Annotated in this window: 27 protein-coding genes; 18 read left to right on the plus strand and 9 right to left on the minus strand. The window is 70.5% G+C overall.

Going from position 1 to position 26,454, the window contains the following annotated elements:
* Positions 1-46 precede the first annotated feature (46 nt).
* On the minus strand, positions 47-1,387 hold the full coding sequence (locus ACFVXC_RS36015; protein WP_389914359.1) for a DUF2252 domain-containing protein: 1,341 nt from the start codon (positions 1,385-1,387) through the stop codon (positions 47-49).
* A 248-nt stretch (positions 1,388-1,635) separates the two neighbouring features.
* Between ACFVXC_RS36015 and dnaE the strand changes: the two genes are divergently transcribed.
* Positions 1,636-5,178: a DNA polymerase III subunit alpha gene (dnaE, locus tag ACFVXC_RS36020; RefSeq protein WP_389914362.1), complete on the plus strand. Its 3,543-nt coding sequence runs from the start codon at positions 1,636-1,638 to the stop codon at positions 5,176-5,178.
* 117 nt (positions 5,179-5,295) lie between these two features.
* On the opposite strand, the gene ACFVXC_RS36025 is transcribed toward dnaE, so the two are convergent.
* A complete protein-coding gene (locus ACFVXC_RS36025; protein WP_383271199.1) occupies positions 5,296-5,481 on the minus strand; it encodes a hypothetical protein in 186 nt (61 codons plus the stop codon).
* Between the two features lie 258 nt (positions 5,482-5,739).
* On the opposite strand from ACFVXC_RS36025, the gene ACFVXC_RS36030 reads away from it, so the two are divergent.
* The 4 genes from ACFVXC_RS36030 (at position 5,740) to ACFVXC_RS36045 (ending at position 9,850) form a co-directional block, all read left to right on the plus strand.
* Positions 5,740-6,993, plus strand: coding sequence for an NYN domain-containing protein (locus tag ACFVXC_RS36030; protein WP_389914365.1), 1,254 nt, complete (start codon positions 5,740-5,742; stop codon positions 6,991-6,993).
* 123 nt (positions 6,994-7,116) lie between these two features.
* Positions 7,117-8,139 carry an ABC transporter ATP-binding protein gene (locus ACFVXC_RS36035; protein WP_389914368.1) on the plus strand — a complete coding sequence of 341 codons (1,023 nt, stop codon included), beginning with the start codon at positions 7,117-7,119 and terminating at the stop codon, positions 8,137-8,139.
* A gap of 130 nt (positions 8,140-8,269) precedes the next feature.
* Entirely contained in the window at positions 8,270-9,088 is an 819-nt protein-coding gene (locus ACFVXC_RS36040; protein ID WP_389914371.1) for an ABC transporter permease, read from the plus strand.
* Positions 9,089-9,175: 87 nt separating this feature from the next.
* Positions 9,176-9,850, plus strand: coding sequence for a DUF2567 domain-containing protein (locus tag ACFVXC_RS36045; protein WP_389914374.1), 675 nt, complete (start codon positions 9,176-9,178; stop codon positions 9,848-9,850).
* A gap of 160 nt (positions 9,851-10,010) precedes the next feature.
* Here the strand turns inward: ACFVXC_RS36045 and ybaK are convergent, their stop codons facing one another.
* The 4 genes from ybaK to ACFVXC_RS36065 all read right to left on the minus strand — a co-directional run bounded on the left by ybaK (position 10,011) and on the right by ACFVXC_RS36065 (position 14,020).
* A complete protein-coding gene (gene ybaK / locus ACFVXC_RS36050; RefSeq protein WP_389914377.1) occupies positions 10,011-10,520 on the minus strand; it encodes a Cys-tRNA(Pro) deacylase in 510 nt (169 codons plus the stop codon).
* A 17-nt stretch (positions 10,521-10,537) separates the two neighbouring features.
* Complete coding sequence (locus ACFVXC_RS36055) at positions 10,538-11,278, minus strand: LON peptidase substrate-binding domain-containing protein (RefSeq protein ID WP_389914380.1); 741 nt, start codon at positions 11,276-11,278, stop codon at positions 10,538-10,540.
* Between the two features lie 11 nt (positions 11,279-11,289).
* Positions 11,290-12,297, minus strand: a complete 1,008-nt coding sequence (locus tag ACFVXC_RS36060) for a hypothetical protein (RefSeq protein WP_389914383.1) — start codon at positions 12,295-12,297, stop codon at positions 11,290-11,292.
* 208 nt (positions 12,298-12,505) lie between these two features.
* On the minus strand, positions 12,506-14,020 hold the full coding sequence (locus ACFVXC_RS36065) for an oxidoreductase (RefSeq protein ID WP_389914609.1): 1,515 nt from the start codon (positions 14,018-14,020) through the stop codon (positions 12,506-12,508).
* 305 nt (positions 14,021-14,325) lie between these two features.
* Here ACFVXC_RS36065 and hisD point away from each other — a divergent pair, with 305 nt between their 5' ends.
* The 10 genes from hisD (at position 14,326) to ACFVXC_RS36115 (ending at position 22,071) form a co-directional block, all read left to right on the plus strand.
* The gene (hisD, locus tag ACFVXC_RS36070) at positions 14,326-15,687 is read left to right on the plus strand and encodes a histidinol dehydrogenase (RefSeq protein ID WP_389914386.1); all 1,362 of its coding nucleotides are present in this window, start codon (positions 14,326-14,328) and stop codon (positions 15,685-15,687) included.
* The gene (locus tag ACFVXC_RS36075) at positions 15,663-16,790 is read left to right on the plus strand and encodes a histidinol-phosphate transaminase (RefSeq protein WP_389914389.1); all 1,128 of its coding nucleotides are present in this window, start codon (positions 15,663-15,665) and stop codon (positions 16,788-16,790) included. Before hisD ends, ACFVXC_RS36075 begins: the two co-directional genes overlap by 25 nt.
* Positions 16,787-17,380, plus strand: a complete 594-nt coding sequence (gene hisB / locus ACFVXC_RS36080; RefSeq protein WP_383271190.1) for an imidazoleglycerol-phosphate dehydratase HisB — start codon at positions 16,787-16,789, stop codon at positions 17,378-17,380. Before ACFVXC_RS36075 ends, hisB begins: the two co-directional genes overlap by 4 nt.
* Before the next feature lie 4 nt (positions 17,381-17,384).
* Positions 17,385-17,549, plus strand: a complete 165-nt coding sequence (locus ACFVXC_RS36085; protein ID WP_202121127.1) for a hypothetical protein — start codon at positions 17,385-17,387, stop codon at positions 17,547-17,549.
* Between the two features lie 17 nt (positions 17,550-17,566).
* Positions 17,567-18,208: an imidazole glycerol phosphate synthase subunit HisH gene (hisH, locus tag ACFVXC_RS36090; RefSeq protein WP_389914392.1), complete on the plus strand. Its 642-nt coding sequence runs from the start codon at positions 17,567-17,569 to the stop codon at positions 18,206-18,208.
* 17 nt (positions 18,209-18,225) lie between these two features.
* Positions 18,226-18,951: a bifunctional 1-(5-phosphoribosyl)-5-((5-phosphoribosylamino)methylideneamino)imidazole-4-carboxamide isomerase/phosphoribosylanthranilate isomerase PriA gene (gene priA, locus ACFVXC_RS36095; RefSeq protein ID WP_389914612.1), complete on the plus strand. Its 726-nt coding sequence runs from the start codon at positions 18,226-18,228 to the stop codon at positions 18,949-18,951.
* Positions 18,948-19,343: a RidA family protein gene (locus ACFVXC_RS36100; protein ID WP_389914395.1), complete on the plus strand. Its 396-nt coding sequence runs from the start codon at positions 18,948-18,950 to the stop codon at positions 19,341-19,343. Before priA ends, ACFVXC_RS36100 begins: the two co-directional genes overlap by 4 nt.
* Positions 19,340-20,095, plus strand: coding sequence for an imidazole glycerol phosphate synthase subunit HisF (gene hisF, locus ACFVXC_RS36105; RefSeq protein ID WP_389914398.1), 756 nt, complete (start codon positions 19,340-19,342; stop codon positions 20,093-20,095). Before ACFVXC_RS36100 ends, hisF begins: the two co-directional genes overlap by 4 nt.
* A 115-nt stretch (positions 20,096-20,210) precedes the next feature.
* Positions 20,211-20,792 (plus strand): ArsR/SmtB family transcription factor, encoded by a 582-nt coding sequence (locus ACFVXC_RS36110; protein ID WP_389914401.1) that lies wholly within the window; start codon positions 20,211-20,213, stop codon positions 20,790-20,792.
* 13 nt (positions 20,793-20,805) lie between these two features.
* Positions 20,806-22,071, plus strand: a complete 1,266-nt coding sequence (locus ACFVXC_RS36115) for an MFS transporter (protein ID WP_389914403.1) — start codon at positions 20,806-20,808, stop codon at positions 22,069-22,071.
* 9 nt (positions 22,072-22,080) lie between these two features.
* Here ACFVXC_RS36115 and ACFVXC_RS36120 read toward each other — a convergent pair whose 3' ends face one another.
* Both ACFVXC_RS36120 and ACFVXC_RS36125 read right to left on the minus strand, forming a co-directional pair.
* Positions 22,081-22,482 carry a VOC family protein gene (locus ACFVXC_RS36120; RefSeq protein WP_389914406.1) on the minus strand — a complete coding sequence of 134 codons (402 nt, stop codon included), beginning with the start codon at positions 22,480-22,482 and terminating at the stop codon, positions 22,081-22,083.
* A complete protein-coding gene (locus ACFVXC_RS36125) occupies positions 22,482-23,117 on the minus strand; it encodes a TIGR03085 family metal-binding protein (RefSeq protein WP_389914409.1) in 636 nt (211 codons plus the stop codon). Before ACFVXC_RS36125 ends, ACFVXC_RS36120 begins: the two co-directional genes overlap by 1 nt.
* Before the next feature lie 82 nt (positions 23,118-23,199).
* On the opposite strand from ACFVXC_RS36125, the gene hisI reads away from it, so the two are divergent.
* Positions 23,200-23,640 (plus strand): phosphoribosyl-AMP cyclohydrolase, encoded by a 441-nt coding sequence (hisI, locus tag ACFVXC_RS36130; protein ID WP_389914411.1) that lies wholly within the window; start codon positions 23,200-23,202, stop codon positions 23,638-23,640.
* Here hisI and ACFVXC_RS36135 read toward each other — a convergent pair.
* Positions 23,621-24,088, minus strand: coding sequence for a hypothetical protein (locus ACFVXC_RS36135; RefSeq protein ID WP_389914414.1), 468 nt, complete (start codon positions 24,086-24,088; stop codon positions 23,621-23,623). The genes hisI and ACFVXC_RS36135 overlap by 20 nt on opposite strands.
* A 78-nt stretch (positions 24,089-24,166) precedes the next feature.
* Between ACFVXC_RS36135 and ACFVXC_RS36140 the strand changes: the two genes are divergently transcribed.
* Together ACFVXC_RS36140 and ACFVXC_RS36145 are read left to right on the plus strand one after the other, a co-directional pair.
* Positions 24,167-25,669 carry an anthranilate synthase component I gene (locus tag ACFVXC_RS36140; protein ID WP_389914417.1) on the plus strand — a complete coding sequence of 501 codons (1,503 nt, stop codon included), beginning with the start codon at positions 24,167-24,169 and terminating at the stop codon, positions 25,667-25,669.
* The gene (locus tag ACFVXC_RS36145; protein WP_389914420.1) at positions 25,653-26,348 is read left to right on the plus strand and encodes a TIGR02234 family membrane protein; all 696 of its coding nucleotides are present in this window, start codon (positions 25,653-25,655) and stop codon (positions 26,346-26,348) included. Before ACFVXC_RS36140 ends, ACFVXC_RS36145 begins: the two co-directional genes overlap by 17 nt.
* Positions 26,349-26,454 lie beyond the last annotated feature (106 nt).

Here is a 26,454-nt window from a genome sequence, read left to right on the forward strand (position 1 = left end):
GTCTGTCATGTGCTCCCGTAAGGCATCCCTAAAGGGTGCCTATGAGTTACACGATGGCCTGCAGACCCGGAATCCGACCGTTACGGAACAGGTCGACGAAGATCTGGTGGTCCCTGCGGGCACGCGCCCCGTACTCATGGGCGAAGTCCACGAGCAGGTCCCCGAAGCCCTCCTCGTCCGCCGCGATGGCGGCGTCGATCGCGCGCTCCGTGGAGAACGGCACCAGGTCGGAGTGGCCGCTCTCGTCGTCGGCGGCGGAGTGCATCGTGGCGGTGGCGCGGCCCAGGTCGGCGATGACCGAGGCGATCTCGTCCCAGTCGTCGATGTCCGACCAGTCCAGGTCCACGGCGTACGGAGAGACCTCGGCGACCAGCTGGCCCGCGCCGTCCAGCTCGGTCCAGCCGAGCCAGGGGTCGGCGTGCGCCTGGAGCGCGCGCTGCGAGATGACCGTGCGGTGGCCCTCGTGCTGGAAGTAGTCACGGACCGCGCCGTCGGTGATGTGCCGCGAGACGGCCGGGGTCTGGGCCTGCTTGAGGTAGATCACGACGTCGTTCTCCAGGGCGTCGCTGTTGCCTTCGAGCAGGATGTTGTACGAGGGAAGACCCGCGGAGCCGATGCCGATGCCGCGGCGCCCGACGACGTCCTTCACGCGGTACGAGTCGGGGCGGGTGAGCGAGGACTCGGGGAGCGTCTCCAGATAGCCGTCGAAGGCGGCGAGCACCTTGTAGCGGGTGGCCGCGTCGAGCTCGATCGAGCCGCCGCCCGGAGCGAAGCGGCGCTCGAAGTCGCGGATCTCCGTCATGGACTCCAGGAGCCCGAAGCGGGTCAGCGAGCGCGCGTCGCGCAGCGCGTCCAGGAGCGGGCCCTGGGCGGTGTCCAGGGTGAAGGGCGGCACCTCGTCGCTCTTGGCGCCGGTCGCCAGGTCGTGGATGCGCTCGCGGTACGCCGCCGCGTAGATCCGCACCAGGTCGGTGATCTGCTCGTCACTGAGCGCCTTCGTGTACCCGATCAGGGCCGCGGAGGCGGCGAAGCGCTTCAGGTCCCAGGTGAAGGGGCCGACGTACGCCTCGTCGAAGTCGTTCACGTTGAAGATCAGACGGCCCTGGGCGTCCATGTACGTGCCGAAGTTCTCCGCGTGCAGGTCGCCGTGGATCCACACCCGTCCCGTGCGCTCGTCCAGGTACGGACCGCCGTGCTGCTCGCGCTCCAGGTCCCCGTAGAAGAGGCAGGCCGTGCCGCGGTAGAACGCGAAGGCGGAGGCGGCCATCTTCCGGAACTTCACCTTGAAGGCGGCGGGGTCCGCGGCGAGCAGCTCGCCGAACGCGGTGTCGAAGACGGAGAGGATCTGCTCGCCGCGCTGATCAGCGGTGGGCTGCGGTTCCGACATCGCGGGGTGCCTCCTGGTACAGGTCGTGCATGACGTGTGGGACGGGTGTTCAGAACATTTGGGACAGGCGTTCCGACCTGTCCAACGCACGACGGTACCCCCGAGTGCCCGCCCGCCCGCCACCCCTCGTCGAGACGCTTCGCGTCGCCGTATCCGTCCACGATGTCAGTGCTCCGGATTAGACTTCCACGCTGTCCCCCCAGACTGCCCGCAGCCTGTTGCCATCTGTTCTCCGGAGGCCTTCCACCGTGACCAAGCCGCCCTTTACGCACCTCCATGTCCACACCCAGTACTCGCTGCTGGACGGTGCCGCGCGGCTGAAGGACATGTTCAACGCCTGTAATGAGATGGGCATGACGCACATCGCCATGTCCGACCACGGCAACCTCCACGGGGCGTACGACTTCTTCCACGCCGCGCAGAAGGCGGGCGTCACGCCGATCATCGGCATCGAGGCGTATGTGGCGCCGGAGTCCCGCCGCAACAAGCGGAAGGTCAAGTGGGGCCAGCCGCATCAGAAGCGCGACGACGTGTCCGGTTCGGGTGGTTACACGCACAAGACGATCTGGGCGTCGAACAGCACCGGCCTGCACAACCTCTTCAAGCTCTCCTCGGACGCGTATGCCGAAGGCTGGCTCCAGAAGTGGCCGCGCATGGACAAGGAGACGATCTCCCAGTGGTCAGAGGGTCTGATCGCCTCCACCGGCTGCCCTTCGGGGGAGCTCCAGACCCGTCTGCGCCTCGGTCAGTACGACGAGGCCCGCAAGGCGGCGGGTGAGTACCAGGAGATCTTCGGCAAGGACCGCTACTTCCTGGAGCTGATGGACCACGGCATCGAGATCGAGCGCCGGGTCCGCGACGACCTCCTGAAGATCGGCAAGGAGCTGGGGATCCCGCCCCTGGTCACGAACGACTCGCACTACACGTACGCCCACGAGTCGACCGCGCACGACGCCCTGCTCTGCATCCAGACCGGCAAGAACCTCTCGGACCCGGACCGCTTCCGCTTCGACGGGACCGGCTATTACCTGAAGTCCACGGACGAGATGTACGCCGTCGACTCATCGGACGCCTGGCAGGAGGGGTGCCGGAACACGCTTCTGGTGGCCGAGCAGATCGACACCACCGGGATGTTCGAGAAGCGCGACCTCATGCCCAAGTTTGAGATCCCGGACGGCTTCACCGAAGTCACCTGGTTCCAGGAGGAGGTCCGGGTCGGCATGGGCCGCCGCTACCCGGGCGGTGTCCCCGACGACCGGCAGAAGCAGGCCGAGTACGAGATGGACATCATCATCCAGATGGGCTTCCCGGGGTACTTCCTCGTGGTCGCCGACTTCATCATGTGGGCCAAGAACAACGGCATCGCGGTGGGCCCGGGCCGAGGCTCAGCGGCCGGCTCGATCGTCGCGTACGCCATGGGCATCACCGACCTCGACCCCATCACGCACGGCCTGATCTTCGAGCGGTTCCTCAACCCCGAGCGCGTCTCCATGCCCGATGTCGACATCGACTTCGACGAGCGCAGGCGCGTGGAAGTCATCCGGTACGTGACCGAGAAGTACGGCGCCGACAAGGTCGCCATGATCGGCACGTACGGAAAGATCAAGGCGAAGAACGCCATCAAGGACTCCGCGCGCGTGCTCGGATATCCGTACGCGATGGGCGACCGCCTCACCAAGGCGATGCCCGCCGACGTCCTGGGCAAGGGCATCGACCTCTCCGGCATCACCGACACCAAGCACCCTCGCTACAGCGAGGCGGGCGAGATCCGGGGGATGTACGAGAACGAACCGGACGTGAAGAAGGTCATCGACACCGCCAAGGGCGTCGAGGGCCTGGTCCGGCAGATGGGTGTGCACGCGGCCGGCGTGATCATGTCCAGCGAGCCGATCGTCGACCACGCGCCGCTGTGGACGCGGCACACGGACGGCGTGACCATCACGCAGTGGGACTACCCCCAGTGCGAGTCGCTCGGCCTGCTCAAGATGGACTTCCTGGGTCTGCGCAACCTCACCATCATGGACGACGCCGTCAAGATGGTGCGGGCGGGCAAGGGCATCGACCTGGAGATGCTCTCGCTCCCGCTGGACGACCCGAAGACCTTCGAACTGCTCTGCCGCGGTGACACGCTGGGTGTCTTCCAGTTCGACGGCGGACCGATGCGTTCGCTGCTCCGCCAGATGCAGCCCGACAACTTCGAGGACATTTCCGCCGTCTCGGCCCTCTACCGGCCGGGCCCGATGGGCATGAACTCGCACATCAACTACGCGGAGCGCAAGAACGGCCGCCAGGAGATCACGCCGATCCACCCGGAGCTCGAAGAGCCCCTGAAGGAGACGCTCGGCCTGACCTACGGCCTCATCGTGTACCAGGAGCAGGTGCAGAAGGCCGCGCAGATCATCGCCGGTTACTCCCTCGGCGAAGCCGACATCCTGCGCCGCGTGATGGGCAAGAAGAAGCCCGAGGAGCTGGAGAAGAACTTCGTTCTCTTCCAGGCGGGAGCCAAGAAGAAGGGCTTCTCCGACGCGGCGATCCAGGCCCTGTGGGACGTCCTGGTCCCCTTCGCCGGATACGCGTTCAACAAGGCGCACTCGTCGGCGTACGGCCTCGTCACGTACTGGACCGCCTACCTCAAGGCGAACTACCCCGCCGAGTACATGGCCGCGCTGCTCACCTCGGTGAAGGACGACAAGGACAAGTCGGCCATCTACCTCAACGAGTGCCGGCGCATGGGCATCAAGGTCCTTCCGCCCAACGTGAACGAGTCCGTGCACAACTTCGCCGCCCAGGGCGACGACGTGATCCTCTTCGGCCTGGAGGCCGTCCGCAACGTCGGCACGAACGTGGTCGAGTCGATCGTCCGCTCGCGCAAGGCCAAGGGGAAGTTCGCCTCCTTCCCCGACTACCTCGACAAGGTCGAGGCCGCCGCCTGCAACAAGCGGACCACGGAGTCGCTCATCAAGGCGGGCGCCTTCGACACGATGGGGCACACGCGCAAGGGACTCACCGCGCAGTACGAACCCATGATCGACAACGTGGTGCAGGTCAAGCGCAAGGAAGCGGAAGGGCAGTTCGACCTCTTCGGAGGCATGGGTGACGAGGGCGGCGGCGACGAGCCGGGCTTCGGGCTCGACGTGGAGTTCTCCACCGACGAGTGGGAGAAGACGTATCTGCTCGCCCAGGAGCGGGAGATGCTCGGTCTCTACGTCTCCGACCACCCGCTCTTCGGCCTGGAGCACGTCCTTTCCGACAAGGCCGACGCGGGCATCGGACAGCTCACCGGCGGTGACTACTCGGACGGCTCGATCGTCACCATCGGCGGCATCATCTCCGGCCTCCAGCGCAAGATGACCAAGCAGGGCAACGCCTGGGCGATCGCGACCGTGGAGGACCTCGCGGGCTCCATCGAGTGCATGTTCTTCCCGGCGACGTATCAGCTGGTGTCGACGCAACTCGTCGAGGACGCCGTGGTGTTCGTCAAGGGCCGCCTCGACAAGCGCGAGGACGTGCCGCGCCTGGTCTCGATGGAGATGCAGGTCCCCGACCTGTCGAACGCGGGTACCAACGCGCCCGTCCTGATCACCATCCCGACGGTGCGGGTGACCCCGCCGATGGTCAGCCGCCTCGGTGAGATCCTCAGCCACCACCGGGGCAACAGCGAGGTGCGGATCAAGCTCCAGGGCGCGCAGAAGACGACAGTGCTGCGGCTCGACCGTCACCGTGTGCAGCCGGATCCCGCCCTTTTCGGAGACCTGAAGGTGCTGCTCGGCGCGTCCTGTCTGGCCGGATAGGTCCAGGCCCGGCCCGGATCCGGTCCAGGCCTGGCCCAGACCTGGTTCACGCTTGACGAAAGGGGCGCACCCGGAAGTCCGGGTGCGCCCCTTCACGCATATACGCCTGTGCGCGCGTCAGTTGTGGCCGAAGCGACGCTGATGCTTGCGGGCGACCTCGGCCGGGCTGCCCTGGGACTGAACCGCGGACTGAACCCGCTGCTCGGCCTGCTCCGCAGACGACTTGGCCTGCTCCTGCGCCTGCTCCGCGGCCGAAGCGCGGTTCTGGTCGTCGCCCTGCTTGCGGTTCTTGTTCTTGGCCATAGTGATCTTCCTCCTGAAGGAAATCTGGGGGCCAGGACGCGACCAGATTCACATATGCTGACAAGCAGCGCATTTCAGAGAATTACCGTGCGTAATAAGCCCTGTCGTAGCCCTGTCGCAGTCCTGTCGAAGAACGAAGTCGCGCTGCGCCACGCCGAAGATCGAGTTCCGGCCGTTAACCTCCGCAGGGTCGGGCAGACTCGAAGGAAACCCGAACCATTGCTTCCAGGGAATCTCCAGGGAAAGAGGGTGGATCGCGTGGACCGCTGCATCGTCCTGGTGGACGCCGGGTATCTGCTGGGTGCCGCCGCGAGTCTCCTCGCGGGCGAGCCGTCCCGGTCCCGGATCACCGTCGATCACACCGCCCTGATCCAGGGCATCCGCGAGCGCGCCGAATCCGACACCGAGCGCCCCCTGCTGCGGATCTACTGGTTCGACGGCGCCCCCGACCGGGTGCCGCAGCCCGAGCACCGAAGGCTGCGGGTCATGCCGCGCGTGACGGTCCGGCTCGGCGCGCTGACCCGGAGCGACGGGCGGTGGGCCCAGAAGGGCGTCGACGCCGCCATGCACGCCGAGCTGACGGAGCTGGCCCGCAACCGCGCCTGCTCGGACATCGTGCTCGTCACCGGCGACGGGGATCTGCTGCCCGGCATGATGGCCGCCAAGGAACACGGCGTCGCCGTCCACCTGTGGGCCGTGCAGGCCGCCGACGGGGACTACAACCAGTCCGAGGACCTCGTGGCCGAGGCCGACGAGCGCCGCGTCCTCGACCGGACCTGGATCACCAAGGCGGTGCGCCCCAAGGAGCTCACCGGCGTCTGCGCGCCCTCTCCGGTTCCGCGCCCCGAGATCGCCGCGATCCTCTCCGCGCCCCTGCCGGAGTCCGCCCTCGCGGCCAGCGCCCAGCGGGCCGCCGACGAGGCCGCGGGCGTGCACCACGGCCAGCACGTCGAGGCGGGGACCAACGGCGACAGCGGCGGCACCCACCACATCCCCCCGGGCAAGGGCGTGCCCACCCCCAAGGACCTGGCCGCCCTGCGCGGACCCGGCACCCAGGCCGCCGCGCAGCACCCCGCCAACGCCACGCTGCGCTGGTCGTCGGACAAGGGCTGGGTCGAGCGCCCCGGCGGCGCCGCGGAGAGTCCCGAGGCCGCGGCCCTGCCGACGCTCGCCCAGCTGACGACGGCCGAACAGCGCTGGGCCGACCGCGAGGAGGACATCACCACCGTCGGCGGCGACCCCTTCGAGGTCGGACAGGTCTTCGCGCGCCGCTGGATGGCCCGCCTGCCGGAACAGCACGATCTGCGGAAGCTCTCGACGATGTACCCGCGCATCCCGCACCGCGTCGACGGCGAGCTCCTGCGGTACGCGGCCCGCTTCGGCCTGCTCGCCCACAAGGACGACCAGATCGACGAACACGACCGGTACGCGATCAGGGCGGGCTTCTGGCGCGAGATCGACGTCCACACGGCGGTCGAGCACGCGCCGGTGGGCGACCGCTCCGGCGAGTGACCGAACGGGTATGCGGACGGGTGACGGAACGCGGGCGTGGCTGACCGGGCAGATGACTGATACGGGGCGTACGGGGCGCCCCGGGCGTCGTAGTGGGCACCGGACCCCGTAGTCTCGTCCTTCGTGAGTACGCGCTCGGCACAGGCAGTCCGACAGGGTCACGGCAGCAATGCCGTCTGCGCGGTGCGCGACCTCGTCAAGACGTATCCCGCCGCCCGTGGCAGGCGCGGCAGGCCCGCGACCCCCGAGGTGCGCGCCACCGACGGGATCAGCCTGGAGGTCAGGCGTGGCGAGATCTTCGGCCTCCTCGGCCCCAACGGCGCCGGCAAGTCCACCCTCGTACGCCAGCTGACCGGCCTGATGCGGCCCGACAGCGGCAGCGTCGAGATCCTCGGGCACGACATCCTGCGCCACCCCGAGCGGGCCGCGCGGATCCTCGCGTATCTGGGCCAGGAGTCCACCGCGCTCGACGAGCTGACCGTTTCGCTCGCCGTCGAGACGACCGCGCGGCTGCGCGGCCTCGACGTGCGTGCGGCGCGGGCCGAGCGGGACGGCGTACTCGAAGAGCTCGCGCTCACCCCGCTCGCCTCCCGGCCCCTGAAGAAGCTCTCCGGCGGACAGCGCAGGCTCGCCTGCTTCGCCACCGCACTGGTGGGGGAGCGGCCGCTGCTCGTCCTCGACGAGCCGACGACCGGCATGGACCCCATCGCGCGGCGCGCCGTCTGGGGCGCGGTCGACCGGCGCAGGGCCGAGCGCGGCACGACGGTGCTGCTCGTCACCCACAACGTCATCGAGGCCGAGACGGTCATGGACCGCGTCGCCGTCCTCGACCACGGCAAGGTCATCGCCTGCGACAGCCCCGTGGGGCTGAAGGAGCAGGTCGCGGGTGAGGTGCGGGTGGAGCTCGTCTGGCGGGAGCGGGCGCCGCTCGATGTCCCCGAGGTCATGGCGCTTCGCTCCTGCGCGGTCGAGTCCGGGCGGCGGTGGTCCCTGCGGCTCGCCCCCGACGAGGCGCGGGCCGCTGTCGCGGCGGTCACTGGCGGAGCCGCCTTTGCCTCGCTCGATGACTTCACGTTGGCCACGCCGAGCCTGGAAGATGTGTATCTGGCCCTTGGCGGGAGCGGTACGGGGCTGGTGAAGGCGTGACTTCTTCCGCGGCCCGATGGGGCCGTTCTCGTGCCGCCGCTTCGCGGCGGACTTTCCCCGCCCACCTGCCCGAGTGCCCCGCATCGAGCAGTGGGCGCAGTGACTGGAACATCAGCAGGAAGGGCGTCCGATGAGTGCGGTTCCTCTGGAAGCCGCGGTGCGGACCGACGACCGGGAGCGGCAGGCCGACGCCGCCGCGCCCCTGGGGCCCCGTGCGCGGCTGTTTCCCGCGCTCGCGGCCGTCTACCGGGCCCAGCTGTCCCGGGCGCGGGTCGCGCGGATTCCGCTGCTCTTCGTGGCGACCTTCCAGTCCGTCGGGATCATGATCCTGATGCGGGGCGTCGTCGACGGGGGCGGTGAGGCGCGTGCCGTCGTCGCCGGGTCCTCCGTGCTCGTCGTCGCGTTCGTCGCGCTCAACCTGCTCGCGCAGTACTTCGGGCAGCTGCGGGCCGACGGCGGCCTCGATCACTACGCCACGCTGCCCGTGCCGCCCGCCGCGGTGGTCCTGGGTGCCGCGGCCGCCTACGCCTCGTTCACCGTGCCGGGCACGCTCGTCACCGCGGTGGTCGGGTGCGGCCTCTTCGGGCTTCCGATGGGACACCTGTGGGTGCTCGTCGCGGTGATCCCGCTGGCCGGTGCCGCGCTCGCAGGGCTCGGTGCCGCCCTCGGGCTGCTCGCGCCCCGGCCCGAACTGGCCACACTGCTCGGTCAGTTGGGTATGTCGGCGGCGCTGCTCCTCGGGGTGCTCCCGGCCGAGCGGATGCCGGGCATCCTGCAGTACGCACGTGATCTGCTGCCTTCGACGTACGGCGTCGAAGCGTTCGCCCGTACCTTCGGGCCGCATCCGGACTGGGCGGTCGTCGCCCTGGATCTCGCGGTCTGCGCGGGGGTCGGCGTCGCCTCGCTGGCCATCGCCACCTGGGCCTACCGCCGTGCGGCCGTGCGGTGAAGCGGTGCTCGGTGACAAGAGGGGCGCGCGCGGCGCCTCCTTGAGGGGTGGCGGCCGGGCGACGGCCGGGCCTGGCACCATGTGTGGGTGACTGCACCGCTGACGCCCTCCCAGCCGCCCCACGACCAGCCCTCGCACGACGCCTGGCAGCAATCCGCTCAGCCGTCCGGAGCCGTTCCCACGTCGGCGCATGAGGAGGACGGTCCCGGTATGAAGACCGAAGTGCGGCAGGCCGCAGTGATCGTGGTCGCGATGGCGGTCGGTGGCCTACTGCTCGGGCTCCTGTGGATGTGGCTCGCGCCACGGGTCCCGTTGATCGCGAACAACGAGGCGGTGTACCTCTACGACACCGAGGGCGAGCAGGCGATCGGGGTCGACGGAACGTTCACTCTGCTCGCGCTCGCGTTCGGCGCGGTGAGTGGCGCCGTGGTGTTCCTGCTGCGCAAGCGGGGCGGGATTCCGCTGGTCGTCGGGCTGACGGCCGGGGGGCTGCTGGCGGCCGTGGTCGCCTGGCGCTTCGGGATCTTCCTCGGGCCGGAGACGGATGTCGTTGCCCACGCGAAGTCGGTGGGCAAGGGCGTCGCGTTCGACGCGCCCCTCGAACTCAAGGCGAAGGGCGCGTTGCTGGCCTGGCCGGTGGCCGCGCTGCTCGTGCACCTGGGACTCACCGCGCTGTTCGGGCCGCGTGATCCCGATCCCTACCCTCTGCCCTACGGGGACCCCGGCCGGGTCGACGGGAGCCCGGACTCCACGGGGGCGTGAGAAAACCCCGGACGCCGTCGGCGCCCGGGGGATCGGGGCCGGACGTCAGGCGGGGCGCCTCCCATGGTTGGCCTTGCCCTTCTTCACCCGCCACTTCCTCTTGCGCGTCTTCTTCGACATGAGGGTGGTACTAGTCGAGCCGACGGCCCGCGTCGAGGGCCTATTCACGCCCGATCGGGGCCAGTACCGCGCCCGTGAGACGCGCCAGGTCGCCGGGGGCCAGCTCCACTTCCAGGCCCCTGCGGCCCGCCGACACGCAGATCGTGGCGTGCGACGAGGCCGAGTCGTCCAGTACGGTGCGCAGTTTCTTGCGCTGGCCGAGGGGTGAGATGCCGCCCCGTACGTACCCGGTGGTGCGCTCGGCGGCCGGGGGGTCGGCCATCACCGCGCGCTTGCCGCGGACCGCCGTGGCCAGGGCCTTGAGGTTCAGGGTGCCCGCCACGGGGACCACGGCCACCGTCAGCTCTCCGTCGACCTCGGCGACCAGGGTCTTGAAGACCCGGTCGGGGGAGACGCCCATGGCCTGCGCCGCCTCTTCGCCGTACGAGGGGTGTGCGGGGTCGTGTTCGTACGCGTGGACGGTGTAGTCGGCGCCCGCCGCCGTGAGGGCGACCGTCGCGGGAGTGCCGCCCGCGCCCGACTGCTTCTGCTGTTTCTGCTTCTTCGCCACAGCGCTCGCGCCTTACGTCAGTTGAGACTGGTCGTGCCGCGCGTGAGGTCCGTCGCGGGCAACGACGGCAGATTACGGATGATCGCGGTCTCGGCGCGAAGGACTTTCAGCTCCTCGTGCAGGCGCGAAGCCGTGTCCGGCGCCTCCAGGAGCCGCTGCTTGGTGGGGGTGTCGAGGACGGCGGCGGCCGCGACCAGATACGACACCACGGACGGGTCGTCCGGCAGCTCGGCGCCGGTGGAAAGGGACCGTTCGCGCGCCCCCGCGAGGCGCTTCTGGTAGGCGCGGAACGCCCGCAGGACGCCTTCGGCCAGCGCTCCGGCCTCCTCGCCCGGATCCTCGGGCAGCTCCTCGACCTCCGCGGTCAGGAAGGCCCCGGACGCGTCGACCGAGTGCAGGCGTACGCGTGAGGTGCCGGTGGCGAGGACCTCGAAACCGCCGTCGGCGCGCTCCCTGATCGTCGCCGCGTCGGCCACGCAGCCCACCGCGTGGAAGGCCTTGAGCGGGTCCTCGCCGAAGCCGGCGGTCGGCCCCTGTTCGGGCCGCGCGGTGGGGTCGGGGAGGCCGGGGGCGCTCGGCGCCACTTCGAGGCCGTCACGGATCGCGACGACCGCGAAGAGGCGCTGCTCCTCTTCGGGAGTCTTGAGCAGGTCGCGCATCATGGCGCGATAACGCTCCTCGAACACGTTCAGCGGGAGGACGAGCCCCGGGAACAGCACCGAGTTGAGCGGGAAGAGCGGAAGCCGGACGGTGGTCACGAGCCCGAAGCCTAATGGTCCTCGGAGCGCGCACGTCCGCCACCGGTGCGCAGCGGGGTCCTGGAGGCCACCTCGATGCGTACGCCGTCGCGCAGTTCCAGGAACTGGCCGAGCGGATCGTCGGACATGCGGTCCCAGGGAAAGGACGTCGCACAGGTCCCGATGAGGCGCAGTTGTTCGAGGGCGTCGCTCCATCGCTCAAGGCGTACGAGGACGTACGTGAGGAGGTTGCGGACCTCGGCGGGCCAGGGATCCCCGGCCTCGTACTCCTGCGACGCGGCGATCCCGAGGTCGGCCGCGGCGTCCAGGCGCTCGCGCGGCACGCTCCCCGACGCGCTGGTGAGATATGCGAAGGCGGCCCGCGCGGGCAGCGCCTGGATCAGCGAGCCTGGCAGCGCGTCCCGCGCGGCCTGCTCGGCGAAGTCGAAGCACTGGCGGTGCGATCCGTACCAGTCGGCCGAGAGGTACTGGAGTGCGGAGGCGTGGCAGCCGTAGTGGTGCGAGGCGCGGTGCACCGCCTCGGCCCGGATCGAGTCGAAGACCGACTGCGGGGCATGCGTGCCGCGCGCGTGGTCCAGGGCGATCCGCCACGGCACGGGGTCGCGCGGGTCCGCGTCGGCGGCGGCGGTGATCAGGGGCGCCGTCTGGCGAAGCAGCTCGGCGCGGGCGGGCGACTCCCAGCCGCGGACGACCGCGAGTTCCGCCTTGACGAGCAGCGCGTCCGGATCGTGCGGCGCGGCGGACTGCCAGTCGTCGAACCACTCGGAGCGGGAGCGGGCGAAGGCGGCCAGGCGCGTCGTGTAGCGGTCGCGGTTCTCCCACTCGTTGCCCTCGCGGGTCATGGCGAGCAGCTTGGCCGCGGGGTCGTAGTCGCCCCGGCCCGCGGCGACGAGCGCGGGGCCGAGCCGGTCGTCGGGTGCGTCGAGGAGCACCTCGTCGTCGGGGGCGAGGCCGGTCGCCAGGAGCGGGGTGTTCCTGACCATGCGTGCGGTTCGGATCAGGGCGTGCAGGAATGCCATCGTATGGGTATTGAAAGCCGCAGGTCGGGGCGGCTGCCAGGGGGCGGCCGGTGAAGCTTTCGCATCGGTCGTTAGGTTGCCTGACACAAGGTCAAGGGAGGGTAAAATATCCGCCCGGGGGCCCGTGAAGCCCCGACCCGGGAGGCCCCGACCCGTGAAGCCCCGACCCGGGTATCGCTGACGCTGACCTGGGGATCCCCGCGCCCCTTCAGTTCCTCCGCAGCAGTCGCGTCGCCCCCGCCGCGACCGTCGTCGCAAGGACCCACCCGAGCAGGATGAGGACCGCCGCGAACCACTGCCAGCCGCCGCGCAGCTGCCAGTAGCTGTCCTGGCCGAGGTCGATGACCGGGAGCAGCAGGTCGAGGGAGAAGAGCGCGGGGTTCCAGTTCGGGTGCTCGCCCGGCTTGATCGCCGGATGGTCGGAGTGCGAGAAGGCCACCGCGCTCACCGCCCAGAGCACCGCCATCCACAGGGCGGCCCGGCCTGGACGGTAGCCGTAGGCCACCGTCCAGTCCTGCGCGAAGCCCCAGAGCTTGGCCGCGAGGGGCAGGGTCTCGCGGCGTCGGCGCTGCTTGGCGAGCAGGACCTCGCGGGCGTCGGCGTCCTCGCCGCCGTTGCGCAGGACGGTCGCCAGCTTCTCGTACGGTTCGGGGTTGTACTCGGCGGTCGCGGCCGCCACCCAGGCCAGCCGCCTGGAGAGCGGGAAACTGCCCTGCGGGACGAGGTTCTCGTAGCTGAAGCCGCCCATCTGGAGGCCGCCGGGGCCCGGCCAGCTGGTCGACTTGTCGATGAGGTTGACGACCTTCATGCCGGACAGGATGATCTTGCCGCGCTGCGGTGCCTCGCCGAGGAAGCGCAGCTCGGGGGTCTGGACGCGGCGCAGCGACACCTCCTGGTCGTTCTCCAGGACGAAGCGCGCCTGGGCCAGGTCGACGGCGTCCCCGAAGCGCCCGTCGTCGAGCCGTATGCCGCCCTGGCACTCGAAGCGCTGGACGCGGGTGCCGCGCGGGGGAGTCGTGCCGCTGGTCATGGGGGGATCGCCGAGCGCGGCGGGCGTCATGTAGAGCGTGCGTTCCACGGTCATCTGCGGGGCGTTCAGCGCCCGCGGGCCGTACGGATTGGCGAGCTTGCTGCCGCGCAGGCTGAAGGAGACGCCGACCTTCGCGCCGCGCAGGCTCAGCTGGCCGTGCGACTCCATCATCTCGGCCTGCAGGTCCTGGCCGACCGAGAGCCCGTCGCCCATGATCGAGTTGCCGCGCCGGTCGCGGTAGATCACGGCCTGGTTGATGAGCAGGTCGGTGCCGATCTGGGCGTCCGTGAGCCGCATGCCGTTGTGGATCCGGCAGCGCGGCAGATGCAGATCGCCCTCCGTGTGCACGCGGGCCGCCTCCACGCGCGGGATCGAGCAGTTGACCAGGCGCAGAGTGGTGAACTTGGCCTCCGGGACGAGTACTTCCTTCTCGAAGCGGCAGTGCTTCAGCTCGGCGTAGGGAAGGACCTCGCCGCCCGCCAGATCGAGTACGTCCGTGATCTGGAGGCCCGAGAGCTTCAGCGACGAGACCCGGCCCGAGAGCGCGGGCGGCCCTTCGAGGAGCAGCCAGCACACGATGCGCGCGCGCACGCTGCGTTCCGGGCCCCAGGGGTGGCCGCCGTGCGGATCGTCCGCCATCGCGTCCCCCGACCTGAGGTCGTAGACGCTGCCGTTGCGGAAGGCCTGCCACATGCCGATCTCGGCGGCGGTCAGTCCGTCCGGCGGGTCACCGATGCCGGTGTCGTCGACCACTGCTGTTGCCCTCCCCGTACTGCGGTCCCGTACCGCGTTCTCGTGCTGCGACGCGCGTTGGTCTCGTACACCTGTTTCATGCCCGCTCAGTGACGGGCTGAACGCTAGTGGTGAACAGGGTCCTACGAAAAGCGAGGGGCGACGCGAAGCGTTTCAAGCAGGGCGGTGGTGGGGGACGGGCGGGCCCATATCAGCCAGTGATACGGGCGTCCGGCCCGGAATCGGGGTCTGAGAGAATTGGGCACGTGATCTCCCGAATCGATCTGCGCGGCGACGCCCTCCCTGAGGGCCCCGCCCTGCGCGCCCTGCTGCCCCGTGCCGACTTCGACGTGGCGGCCGCCCTGGAAAAGGTGCGGCCCATCTGCGAAGACGTGCATCATCGTGGCGACGCGGCGCTGATCGAATACGCGGAGAAGTTCGACGGAGTACGCCTGACGCAGGTCCGTGTCCCGGCGGCCGCCATCGCCGAGGCCCTCGCCGGCCTCGACCCCGCCGTGCGCGAGGCCCTCGAGGAATCGATCCGGCGCGCCCGCATCGTCCACCGCGAGCAGCGCCGCGCCCCGCACACGACCCAGGTCGTGCCCGGCGGGTCGGTCACCGAGAAGTGGGTGCCGGTCGAGCGCGTGGGGCTCTACGCACCGGGCGGACGCTCCGTCTACCCGTCCTCCGTGATCATGAACGCCGTCCCGGCCCAGGAGGCCGGCGTCGAGTCGATGGCGCTCGCTTCCCCGCCGCAGAAGGACTGCGGTGCCTTCAGTGGGCTTCCGCACCCGACGATCCTCGCCGCCTGCGCCCTCCTGGGCATCGACGAGGTGTACGCGGTGGGCGGTGCCCAGGCCGTCGCGATGTTCGCGTACGGCACCGAGACCTGCGCCCCGGCCAACATGGTCACCGGGCCCGGCAACATCTGGGTCGCCGCCGCCAAGCGCTACTTCACGGGACGCATCGGCATCGACACCGAAGCCGGTCCGACCGAGATCGCGGTCCTCGCCGACGACACGGCCGACGCCGTGCACGTCGCATCCGACCTGATCAGCCAGGCCGAGCACGACCCGCTCGCGGCCGCCGTCCTGGTCACCGACTCCCTGGCCCTGGCCGACGCGGTCACCAAGGAGCTAGAGCCACAGGTCGCGGCGACCAAGCACGTCGAGGACCGGATCATCCCCGCCCTGAAGGGCAGGCAGTCCGCGATCGTCCTGGTCGACGGCCTGGAAGAGGGCCTGCGCGTCGTCGACGCGTACGGCGCCGAGCACCTGGAGATCCAGACCGCGGACGCCACCGCCGTCGCCGACCGGGTGAAGAACGCCGGTGCGATCTTCGTCGGCCCGTGGGCCCCCGTCTCGCTCGGCGACTACTGCGCGGGCTCCAACCACGTGCTCCCGACCGGCGGTTGCGCCTGCCACTCCTCGGGGCTCAGCGTCCAGTCCTTCCTGCGCGGCATCCACATCGTGGACTACACGCGCGACGCGCTCGCCGAGGTCGCCCACCACGTGGTGACGCTCGCCGAGGCCGAGGACCTGCCCGCGCACGGCGCCGCCGTCAAGGCCCGTTTCCCCGAAGGCGAACAAAACTGGCACAGCGGATGGAAGGTGCCGGAAACCAAGTGACCAACATCGACGACCTTCCCGTACGCGACGAACTGCGCGGCAAGTCCCCCTACGGCGCCCCCCAGCTCGACGTTCCCGTACGCCTGAACACGAACGAGAACCCCTACCCGCTCCCCGAGCCGCTCGTCGAGCGCATCACCGAGCGCGTCCGCGAGGCGGCCCGCGACCTCAACCGCTACCCCGACCGGGACGCCGTCGAGCTGCGCACCGAGCTCGCGCGCTACCTCACGGACACCGGCGGCCACGAGGTCACTCTCGCCAACGTCTGGGCGGCCAACGGCTCGAACGAAGTCATCCAGCAGCTCCTGCAGACCTTCGGCGGGCCAGGACGCACCGCCATCGGCTTCGAGCCCTCGTACTCGATGCACGGCCTCATCGCGCGCGGCACCGGCACGGGCTGGATCTCGGGCCCCCGCGGCGAGGGCTTCACCATCGACGCCGACGCGGCGGCGAGGACCATCGCCGAGAACCAGCCCGACGTCGTCTTCATCACCACGCCCAACAACCCCACGGGCAACGCCGTATCGGCCGACACGGTGATCGCGCTCTACGAAGCCGCGCAGGCCGCGGGGCCCTCGATGGTCGTGGTCGACGAGGCGTACGTCGAGTTCAGCCACGGCGACTCGCTGCTCCCGCTGCTCGCGGGACGGCCGAACCTCGTCATCTCGCGCACCATGTCCAAGGCCTTCGGCGCGGCCGGGCTCCGCCTCGGCTACCTCGCGGCCGACCCGGCGGTCGTCGACGCCGTACAGCTCGTACGCCTGCCGTACCACCTGTCGGCCGTCACGCAGGCCACCGCGCTCGCCGCCCTCGAGCACACCGACACGCTCCTGAAGTACGTCGAGCAGCTGAAGAGCGAGCGCGACCGGCTGGTGAGCGAGCTGCGTGCGATCGGCTACGAAGTGACCGACTCCGACGCCAACTTCGTCCAGTTCGGGCGATTCGAAGACTCACACGCGCTCTGGCAGCGGATCCTCGACCGGGGCGTCCTGGTCCGGGACAACGGAGTGCCCGGCTGGCTGCGCGTCAGCGCCGGAACCCCCGAAGAGAACGACGCGTTCCTCGATGCGGTACGCGAACTGAAGAAGGAGCAGCAGGCATGAGCCGCGTTGGACGGGTCGAACGCACCACGAAGGAGACGTCGGTCCTCGTCGAGATCGATCTCGACGGCACGGGCGAGGTGGCGGTATCGACAGGGGTCGGCTTCTACGACCACATGCTCGACCAGCTCGGCCGCCACGGCCTCTTCGACCTCACGGTCAAGACCGAGGGCGACCTGCACATCGACACGCACCACACCATCGAGGACACCGCCCTCGCCCTGGGCGCCGCCTTCAAGCAGGCGCTCGGCGACAAGGTCGGCATCTACCGCTTCGGCAACTGCACGGTCCCGCTCGACGAGTCGCTCGCCCAGGTGACCGTCGACCTCAGCGGCCGCCCCTACCTCGTGCACACCGAGCCCGAGACCATGGCGCCGATGATCGGCACGTACGACACGACGATGACCCGGCACATCCTGGAGTCCTTCGTCGCGCAGGCCCAGATCGCCCTGCACGTCCACGTGCCCTACGGCCGCAACGCCCACCACATCGTGGAGTGCCAGTTCAAGGCCCTCGCCCGCGCGCTGCGCTACGCGTCCGAGCACGACCCGCGCGCCGCCGGAATTCTCCCCTCCACGAAGGGCGCGCTGTAAAGCCATGACCGGTCTCAACACCATCCTGATCGTCGTCGGTCTCTTCCTGATCGGCGGCATCATCTCCTTCGTCAAGCAGGGGATGCCCAAGAGTCTGATCACGCTGCTCTCCATCGGCGCGGCCATGTGCATCGTCGCGGGTGTCATGCGGCTCGACTACTGGAACTGAGGGGAGCTGATCCACGTATGACCGCTCCCAAGAAGGTCGTCGTCTTCGACTACGGCTTCGGGAACGTCCGTTCCGCCGAGCGCGCCCTGGCGCGCGCGGGCGCGGAGGTCGAGATCACCCGTGACTACGACAAGGCCATGAACGCCGAAGGCCTCCTCGTCCCCGGCGTCGGCGCCTTCGCCGCCTGCATGCAGGGGCTCAAGGAGGCGCGCGGCGACTGGATCGTGGGCCGCAGGCTCGCGGGCGGCCGTCCCGTGATGGGCATCTGCGTCGGCATGCAGATCCTCTTCGCGCGCGGCATCGAGCACGACGTGGAGGCCGAGGGCCTCGACGAGTGGCCCGGCACCGTCGAGCCGCTGAAGGCCGGCATCGTCCCGCACATGGGCTGGAACACGGTCGCCGCGCCCGAGGGCTCGCAGCTGTTCGCGGGCCTCGGCGCCGATGCCCGCTACTACTTCGTGCACTCGTACGCCGTTCAGCACTGGGACTTCGAGGCGGGCAACCCCGCCTTCCGCGCGCCCAAGGTCGCCTGGACCACGCACGGCGAGCCGTTCGTGTCCGCCGTCGAGAACGGCGCGCTGTGGGCCACGCAGTTCCACCCCGAGAAGTCCGGCGACGCCGGCGCCCAGCTCCTCACCAACTGGATCGGAACCCTCTAGCGATGTCAGGGATTTCTGTGAGCAAGCTCGAACTCCTCCCCGCCGTCGACGTCCGCGACGGCCAGGCCGTACGCCTCGTGCACGGCGAGTCCGGATCGGAGACCTCCTACGGCTCCCCGCTGGAGGCCGCCCTCTCCTGGCAGCGGTCGGGCGCCGAGTGGCTGCACCTGGTCGACCTGGACGCCGCGTTCGGCACCGGCGACAACCGCGCGCTCATCGCCGAGGTCGCGGACGCCATGGACATCAAGGTCGAGCTGTCCGGCGGCATCCGCGACGACGACACGCTCGCCGCGGCCCTCGCCACCGGCTGCACCCGCGTGAACCTCGGCACCGCCGCCCTGGAGACCCCGGAGTGGGTCGCCAAGATCATCGCCGAGCACGGCGACAAGATCGCGGTGGGCCTCGACGTCCGCGGCACGACCCTGCGCGGCCGTGGCTGGACCCGCGACGGCGGCGACCTCTACGAGACCCTGGCGCGCCTCGACTCCGAGGGCTGCGCCCGCTACGTCGTCACCGACATCGCCAAGGACGGCACGCTGCAGGGCCCGAACCTGGAGCTCCTGCGCAACGTCTGCGCGGCCACGGACCGGCCGGTCGTCGCATCCGGCGGCGTCTCGTCGCTCGACGACCTGCGCGCGATCGCCGAGCTCGTCCCGCAGGGCGTCGAGGGCTCGATCGTCGGCAAGGCGCTGTACGCGAAGGCCTTCACGCTGGAGGAAGCGCTGGAGGCTGTGTCGCGATGAGCGGTGTACGACGAGTGCAGAGCGGGAGTCCTTGGGAGGAGGCCTTCGGCTTCGCCCGCGCCGTCGAGGCGGGCGACCGGGTCGTGGTCGGCGGGACCACGTCCTTCAAAGGCGAGATCCTGTACGGCGAGGGCGACCCCTACGAGCAGGCGCGGGTCGCCATGGGCAACGCCCTCGAAGCCATCGGCGAGCTCGGGCTCGGTCCCGAGTGCGTGATCCGCACGCGGATCCTTCTGACCCACGCGCGGGACGTCGACGAGGTGGGCCGGGCCCACAAGGAGATCTTCGGCTCCGTGCGTCCGGTGACGACCATGGCGGTCGTCTCCGGCTTCGTCGACCCGCGCATCCTGGTCGAAGTGGAACTGGAAGCCTTCCGAGGAGCCCCCGCATGACCCTCGCGGTACGCGTGATTCCCTGCCTGGACGTGGACAACGGCCGGGTCGTCAAGGGCGTCAACTTCCAGAACCTGCGCGACGCGGGCGACCCCGTCGAGATGGCCAAGGTGTACGACGCCGAGGGCGCCGACGAGCTCACCTTCCTGGACATCACCGCGTCCTCCGGCAACCGCGAGACGACGTACGACGTGGTCCGCCGCACCGCGGAGCAGGTCTTCATCCCGCTCACGGTGGGCGGCGGTGTCCGCACCGCCGACGACGTCGACAAGCTCCTTCGCGCCGGCGCCGACAAGGTGGGCGTGAACACGGCCGCCATCGCGCGCCCCGAGCTGATCCGCGAGATCGCGGAGCGGTTCGGGCGCCAGGTGCTCGTCCTCTCGGTCGACGCCCGGCGTACGTCTTCCGGCTCCTTCGAGGTCACGACCCACGGCGGCCGCGAGTCCGCCGGGATCGACGCCGTCGAATGGGCGCACCGGGCCGCGGAGCTGGGCGCGGGCGAGATCCTGCTGAACTCGATGGACGCGGACGGCACGAAGGACGGCTACGACATCGAGATGATCGCGGCGGTGCGCCGTCACGTCACCGTCCCGGTCATCGCGTCCGGCGGCGCGGGCCGCCTGGACCACTTCCCGCCCGCGATCGCGGCGGGCGCGGACGCGGTGCTCGCCGCGTCGGTCTTCCACTTCGGGGATCTGCGGATCGGCGAGGTCAAGGACACGTTGCGGGGGGCGGGGCGCCCGGTTCGTTAGCGTGCTCTCTGCCGCCACGGCCTTCGGGCCGTGGCGGCATTCTCCTGTCGAGATGCGAAAGATCTGTTGCGCAATATTCATTGCGCAATTTTTCTTTCGTATCTACGGTGGCGGTATGGAGAATCCCCGCCGCATCACCGACCTCGGCACGCTCAAGGCATTGGGGCACCCGCTGCGTCTGAGGGTCTACGGCGCTCTGCGGGTCTCGGGCCCGTCGACGGCCTCGCAGCTCGCCTCACAGGTCGACGAGGCGGTCTCGCTCGTCAGTTACCACCTGCGCAAGCTCGCGGAGCACGGCCTCATCGAAGAGGCCGAGGTGCAGAGCGAGGACGCGCGGGAGCGGTGGTGGCAGGCGGCGCAGGACACGCTGAGCTTCCGGCACGAGGACTTCAAGGACTCACCGGAGGGGGCGGCCACGCACGCGGCCGTCGTGCGCAGCCTGATCACATACCGCCGGGAGCAGTACGAGACGTACCTGGACCAGCAGGAGGCGTGGGGCGCCGAGTGGCGCATCGCGTCGGACCAGTCGGACTTCCTCGCCCGTCTGAACCCCGCCGAACTCACGCGGCTCAACGCCGAGATCCACGCCCTGGTCAGGACGTACGAGGAGCAGGGCAGGGCCGCCGAGGCGGCGGGCGACACCGAGGGGCGCGAGAACGTCGCGCTGCATCTGGCCAGTTTTCCGTTCCGGATCTGAGAGGCCTCACGCCATGACCGCCACCGACCTGCCGATAGCCCCTGTCACGGCCGTGGAGAGGCCCGCGCACCGGGACGGCAACGTCCTGCGCTGGCTCGGCGCCTACAGCGCTTCCGCCGTCGGCGACAACGTCTTCTACCTCGCCCTGTCCTGGGCCGTCGTCCGGTCGGGCAGTCCCACACAGGCGGGACTGGTGATGGCCGTCAGCGCCGTGCCGCGAGCGCTCCTGATGCTGGGCGGGGGAGTCGTCGCCGACCGGTTCGGGCCGCGCCGGGTCGTCATCGGCAGCGACGCGGTGCGGTGCCTCGCGGTGTTCGCGGTGGCGGGGCTGCTGCTCGTGACGAGCCCCGGACTGTGGCTGCTCGCCGTGCTCGGTTTCGTCTTCGGCACCGTCGACGCGCTGTTCATGCCGGCGGTGGGCGCACTCCCGTCGCGCATCACGGGGCGCCATCAGCTGGCCCGCGTGCAGGGCATGCGGGGCCTGGTGATCCGACTCGCCAACGTGGTGGGAGCGCCGCTCGGCGGTCTCGGCGTCGCGCTCGGCGGCTCGGCCGCGGCCTTCGGCATCGCCGGGCTGCTCTTCGCGTCGTCGCTGCCGCTGCTGGTGTCCATCCGTATCGGCAAGCTCCCCGAAGAGCGGGCGCGGGGCAGGCGGGCCGCGTGGAGCGAACTCGGCGACGGGCTGCGCTACATCCGGCGGCACCGCGTCCTCGCCCCGCTGATGGTGGTCGTCGCGCTGGGGGACCTGGGCTTCGTGGGGCCTCTGAACATCGGGCTCACCTTGCTGGCCGACGAACGCGGCTGGGGCTCGTCCGGCATGGGCCTCGTCCTCGCCGGGTTCGGCGCGGGGGCCGGGGGATCGGCGATCCTGCTGACGGTGCGGGGGCGGCTGCCGCGGGCGGGGCTCCTGCTCTCCGCGACCTGCGCGGTGGGAGCCGTGGGGATCGTGGCCGTGGCGTATGTGCCGAGCCTGTCGCTCGCGGCCGGGGCGGCGCTCCTCGTCGGCCTCCTGGTGGGTCTCACCGGAGCTCTGGCCGCCGCACTGGCGCAGACCGAGTCGGACCCCGCGTACATCGGTCGGGTCACCGCCGTCAGCGGTCTGGTCAGCCTGGGCGTGGCACCTCTGACGTACCCCCTGACGGGCTGGGCCGTGGGCGTCTGGGGCACGGCCCCCGTCTTCACGGCAAGCGCGGCGACGTGCGCGCTCGCCGGTGTCTACGGCCTGTGCTCGCGGGGGCTGCGGGCGGCCGAGCTGCCGACCGCCCCGCCCCGGCCGTGACACGTGCGGCTACCCCGCGGACGCGTCCTGCATCAGCTGCACCAAGTTCCCCACCGTGTCGTCAAGCACCGCGGTGATCACGGGCCCCTGCTCCTCGGGCCCCTGGGTGAACCGCACCCCGAGCCCCTTGAGCCGCTCGTGCTCGGCGCGCACATCGTCGACCCCGAAGACGATGCACGGGATCCCCGCCTCGTACAGCGCCTTGCGGTAGGGCTCCGCGATGGGGCCCTCGCCCGGCTCCAGGAGCAGTTCCACATCGCCCTGACCGCCCGCCGCCCCGACGGTGACGAAGACCTGTCCGCCCACCATGTCCACGTGGTGCCGGGTCTCGAAGCCCAGGACGTCCCTGTAGAAGGCATGGGCTCTGGCCACGTCGTCGACGTACACACCGGTCATGGCGATCTTGATCATCAGAGGCCCAGTTGCTTCGTCTCATGCAGCTGGGCGATCGCGTCCTTGTCGCCGTCGAGGTCGACATTGGCCGCGTCCTGCCGCCCGTGCGCGAACATCAGCAGCTCGGCGGGCTCTCCGGTGACCGTCACCACCGGCGTGCCGCGGTGCGCCACCGCCGTCTGGCCGTCCGGGCGCCGCAGGACCACGCCCACCGGCGCCTTGCGGCCCACCAGGCGGGCCATCCGTTCCAGCCGGGACCACAGGGCGTCCGAGAAGACCGGGTCGAGCTCGCGCGGCGTCCAGTCCGGCTGAGCGCGGCGCACGTCCTCGGTGTGGATGTAGAACTCGACGGCGTTCGACGCCTCGTCGATCTGCTTGAGGGAGAAGGGCGAGAAGCGCGGCGGTCCCGTCCTGATCAGCTGGATCAGTTCCTCGTACGGCTTCGCGGCGAACTCGGCCTGGACACGCTCCAGGCGCGAGGCCAGCTGCTTGATCAGCAGCCCGCCCGCGGCGTCCGCGCGGCGCTCGCGGACCACCACGTGGGCCGCGAGATCACGGGTGTTCCAGCCCTCACAGAGGGTGGGGGCATCGGGGCCCTGAGCCTCCAACAGATCGGCGAGGAGAAGTCGTTCACGCTTGGCATGGGTCGACATGCGCCCCAGCCTACGACTCGCCGACCGGCCCGCCCAGTGGACAGGGCCCGGCCGAGTTCCCAAGGCGCGGCACAATGGGCCCATGACCGCCACGCCTCCGCCCAGCAGCCTCGACCCCGAGATCGCCGCCCGCATCAAGCGCGGCGCTGACGGACTCGTCCCCGCCATCGCCCAGCAGTACGACACCGGTGAGGTGCTCATGCTGGGCTGGATGGACGACGAGGCGCTGCATCGCACGCTCACCACGGGGCGCTGTACCTACTGGTCGCGCAGCCGCCAGGAGTACTGGGTCAAGGGCGACACGTCCGGCCACTTCCAGTACGTGAAGTCCGTCGCCCTCGACTGCGACGCGGACACCGTCCTGGTCCAGGTCGACCAGGTCGGCGCCGCCTGTCACACGGGCACGCGCACGTGCTTCGACGCCGACTCCCTGCCGGTCACCTTCACCGGAACGGGAATCACCGGAACGGGAATCACGGGTGCGGGGATCACGGACGCGGGAATCACCGGCACCGAAGAGTGATCGTCTCGCCGTCCCGCAGCACGATGCGGGACGGGTCGCCGGCCTGAGGGCGCCCGCCGACAGCGGCGCCACACCTCTCCCGTACGCCGCTCACGCCCCACTCGGTCATGAACTGCCCCAGAGTGAAGTCCCGCCACCGCTCCGACTCCACATGCAGGGTGCCGGTCGTGTCGTGCGTGTGCAGCGGGCTGTAGCGGGGCTTGGCGCCCGAGCGGTCGATGCCGATGTCCGCGGGGACCGTGACGGGGCGGCCGCCGGAGTACACCTTCAGGGTGGTGTGGATGTGCATGTCCATCGCCTCGTTGTCGAGCATCTGAAGACCCGCGGCCCGCACCCGCTCGGGCACGTCCTTGGGGGCGGGCCACACCACGGGGTCGGGCGCGACGGCCGCGAACGCGGTCGAGGCGAGGATGAGGACAAGGGCAGGCAGCGTACGGCGGTTGGTCATCGTCCAGTTGTAGCGGCCGGCGTTTCGCCTGTCGGTCCGCAACACCGTCCGCCACCCGCACGGCCGTAAGCTCCTCCCATGGATGTCGAGACCTTCCGCAAGCTCGCGAGCGACCGCCGAGTGATCCCCGTCAGCCGCAAGCTCCTCGCGGACGGCGACACCCCCGTCGGGCTCTACCGCAAGCTCGCCGCAGAGCGGCCCGGCACGTTCCTCCTGGAGTCGGCCGAGAACGGTCGATCATGGTCTCGCTACTCCTTCGTCGGCGTCCGCAGCGCCGCCACCCTCACCACCCGTGACGGCGAGGCCCACTGGCTGGGCGCCCCGCCCGTCGGCGTGCCCACCTCCGGCGACCCGCTCGACGCCCTGCGCGCCACCGTCGAGGCCCTGCACACACCCCGTGACCTGGCGGCCGGGATGCCGCCCTTCACAGGAGGGATGGTCGGGTACCTCGGCTACGACATCGTGCGGCGCCTGGAGAAGATCGGCCCCGGCGAGCGCGACGACCTCCAGCTGCCCGAGCTGACCATGCTGCTCACCAGCGATCTGGCGGTCCTCGACCACTGGGACGGGTCCGTGCTGCTGATCGCCAACGCGATCAACCACAACGACCTGGGGACGGGCGTCGACGAGGCGTACGCCGACGCCGTCGCCCGCCTGGACGCCATGGAGGCCGACCTGTCGAGGGCCGTCGCCCAGCCCCCGGCCGCGCTGCCGCCGTCCGAGCTGCCGCAGTACACCGCGCTGTGGGGCGGCGAGCAGTTCCAGGAGACCGTCGAGGACATCAAGGAGCGCATCCGCGCGGGCGAGGCCTTCCAGGTCGTCCCCTCGCAGCGCTTCGAGACGTCCTGCGAAGCCAGCGCCCTCGACGTCTACCGCGTACTGCGGGCCACCAATCCGTCGCCGTACATGTACCTCTTCCGCTTCGACGGGTTCGACGTCGTCGGCTCGTCGCCCGAGGCCCTCGTCAAGGTCGAGGACGGGCGCGCCATGGTGCACCCCATCGCGGGCACCCGGCCGCGCGGCGCGACCCCGCAGGAGGACCAGGCGCTCGGCGACGAACTGCTCGCCGACCCCAAGGAGCGGGCCGAGCACCTGATGCTGGTCGACCTGGGCCGCAACGACCTGGGGCGCGTCTGCGAGCCCGGCTCGGTCGAGGTCGTCGACTTCATGTCCGTCGAGCGGTACTCCCACGTCATGCACATCGTGTCGACGGTCACCGGCCAGGTCGCCGAAGGGCGCACCGCCTTCGACGTCCTCACCGCCTGCTTCCCCGCGGGCACCCTCTCCGGGGCCCCCAAGCCCCGCGCGATGCAGATCATCGACGAGCTCGAACCCTCCAGGCGCGGTCTGTACGGCGGCTGTGTCGGATATCTCGACTTCGCGGGCGACTCCGACACCGCCATCGCCATCCGCACCGCGCTGCTGCGGGGCGGCACGGCGTACGTCCAGGCGGGAGCCGGGGTCGTCGCCGACTCCGACCCGGTGGCCGAGGACACCGAGTGCCGCAACAAGGCGGCGGCGGTCCTGCGGGCCGTCCACACGGCGAACCGGCTGCGGCGCCCCGATGGACGTGAGGGATAGTGGAGGGGTGACTTCTGCCGTACCACCGCCCCGCACCCAGGCTGCCGACGCCTCCGATGCCGACGCGGAGCCCGAGACCAGGGCCCAGCGCAGCGGTCGGCGCAGTATCGCCGTAGCCCTGCTGTTCGGCGCGGTCGGCGCGGCCCTCGCGCTGCTCGCGTCCCGCCAGACCTGGGCCAAGGGCACCGTTTCGGTGGCGGGTGGCGAACTGCCGCTGAGCGCCACGGGCAGCGACGTCACGGGCGTGCCCGCGGCGCTTGCGATAGTGGGTCTTGCCGCGCTCGTCGCCGTCTTCGCCGTCCGCAAGGCCGGACGGATGCTCGTCTCGCTGCTGCTCGCGCTGAGCGGCGCGGGCACCGTGGCCGCCGCCCTGCTCGCCGCCGACGACAGCGGCGCGCTCGACGAGAAGGCCGCGGAGGCCTCCGGCGACGCCGCCGCCACGATCGGTGATCTCAGCCACACGGCCTGGCCGTACGCCGCCGCCGCCGCGGGCGCGCTGATCCTCGTCGCCGGGCTGCTCGCCCTGACGTACGGCAAGTCCTGGCCCGCGATGTCGGGACGCTACGAACGCGACGGCGCCCCGCGCCCGCGCAAGGCGCCGCCCACGGTGGACCCGGACCGGCCCGAAGACCTGTGGAAGGCGCTCGACCGCGGCGAGGACCCCACGCAAGAGACGTGACCCCGGGCTCAGGCACGCGCGCGCGTACGGGACAATGGAGCGGTGAGCGTTCCGCTCACCCCATGCAGCACCACCTCATGCATCACCACCACGCATACAGCAACGA

The sequence above is a fragment of the Streptomyces sp. NPDC058257 genome (assembly GCF_042881845.1).
Lineage (GTDB): Bacteria > Actinomycetota > Actinomycetes > Streptomycetales > Streptomycetaceae > Streptomyces.

Coding starts and splice junctions, on each gene's coding strand:
- ACFVXC_RS36125 (WP_389914409.1), bottom strand. CDS start 23,117: ATGTCGACCCATGCCAAGCGTGAACGACTTCTCCTCGCCGATCTGTTG.
- ACFVXC_RS36120 (WP_389914406.1), bottom strand. CDS start 22,482: ATGATCAAGATCGCCATGACCGGTGTGTACGTCGACGACGTGGCCAGA.
- ACFVXC_RS36145 (WP_389914420.1), top strand. CDS start 25,653: ATGGACGTGAGGGATAGTGGAGGGGTGACTTCTGCCGTACCACCGCCC.
- hisI (WP_389914411.1), top strand. CDS start 23,200: ATGACCGCCACGCCTCCGCCCAGCAGCCTCGACCCCGAGATCGCCGCC.
- ACFVXC_RS36140 (WP_389914417.1), top strand. CDS start 24,167: ATGGATGTCGAGACCTTCCGCAAGCTCGCGAGCGACCGCCGAGTGATC.
- ACFVXC_RS36110 (WP_389914401.1), top strand. CDS start 20,211: ATGGAGAATCCCCGCCGCATCACCGACCTCGGCACGCTCAAGGCATTG.
- ACFVXC_RS36060 (WP_389914383.1), bottom strand. CDS start 12,297: ATGGCATTCCTGCACGCCCTGATCCGAACCGCACGCATGGTCAGGAAC.
- ACFVXC_RS36100 (WP_389914395.1), top strand. CDS start 18,948: ATGAGCGGTGTACGACGAGTGCAGAGCGGGAGTCCTTGGGAGGAGGCC.
- ACFVXC_RS36075 (WP_389914389.1), top strand. CDS start 15,663: ATGGAAGGTGCCGGAAACCAAGTGACCAACATCGACGACCTTCCCGTA.
- hisF (WP_389914398.1), top strand. CDS start 19,340: ATGACCCTCGCGGTACGCGTGATTCCCTGCCTGGACGTGGACAACGGC.
- ACFVXC_RS36015 (WP_389914359.1), bottom strand. CDS start 1,387: ATGTCGGAACCGCAGCCCACCGCTGATCAGCGCGGCGAGCAGATCCTC.
- ACFVXC_RS36115 (WP_389914403.1), top strand. CDS start 20,806: ATGACCGCCACCGACCTGCCGATAGCCCCTGTCACGGCCGTGGAGAGG.
- hisH (WP_389914392.1), top strand. CDS start 17,567: ATGACCGCTCCCAAGAAGGTCGTCGTCTTCGACTACGGCTTCGGGAAC.
- hisB (WP_383271190.1), top strand. CDS start 16,787: ATGAGCCGCGTTGGACGGGTCGAACGCACCACGAAGGAGACGTCGGTC.
- ACFVXC_RS36135 (WP_389914414.1), bottom strand. CDS start 24,088: ATGACCAACCGCCGTACGCTGCCTGCCCTTGTCCTCATCCTCGCCTCG.
- ACFVXC_RS36065 (WP_389914609.1), bottom strand. CDS start 14,020: ATGTGGCAGGCCTTCCGCAACGGCAGCGTCTACGACCTCAGGTCGGGG.
- ACFVXC_RS36025 (WP_383271199.1), bottom strand. CDS start 5,481: ATGGCCAAGAACAAGAACCGCAAGCAGGGCGACGACCAGAACCGCGCT.
- ACFVXC_RS36085 (WP_202121127.1), top strand. CDS start 17,385: ATGACCGGTCTCAACACCATCCTGATCGTCGTCGGTCTCTTCCTGATC.
- ACFVXC_RS36040 (WP_389914371.1), top strand. CDS start 8,270: ATGAGTGCGGTTCCTCTGGAAGCCGCGGTGCGGACCGACGACCGGGAG.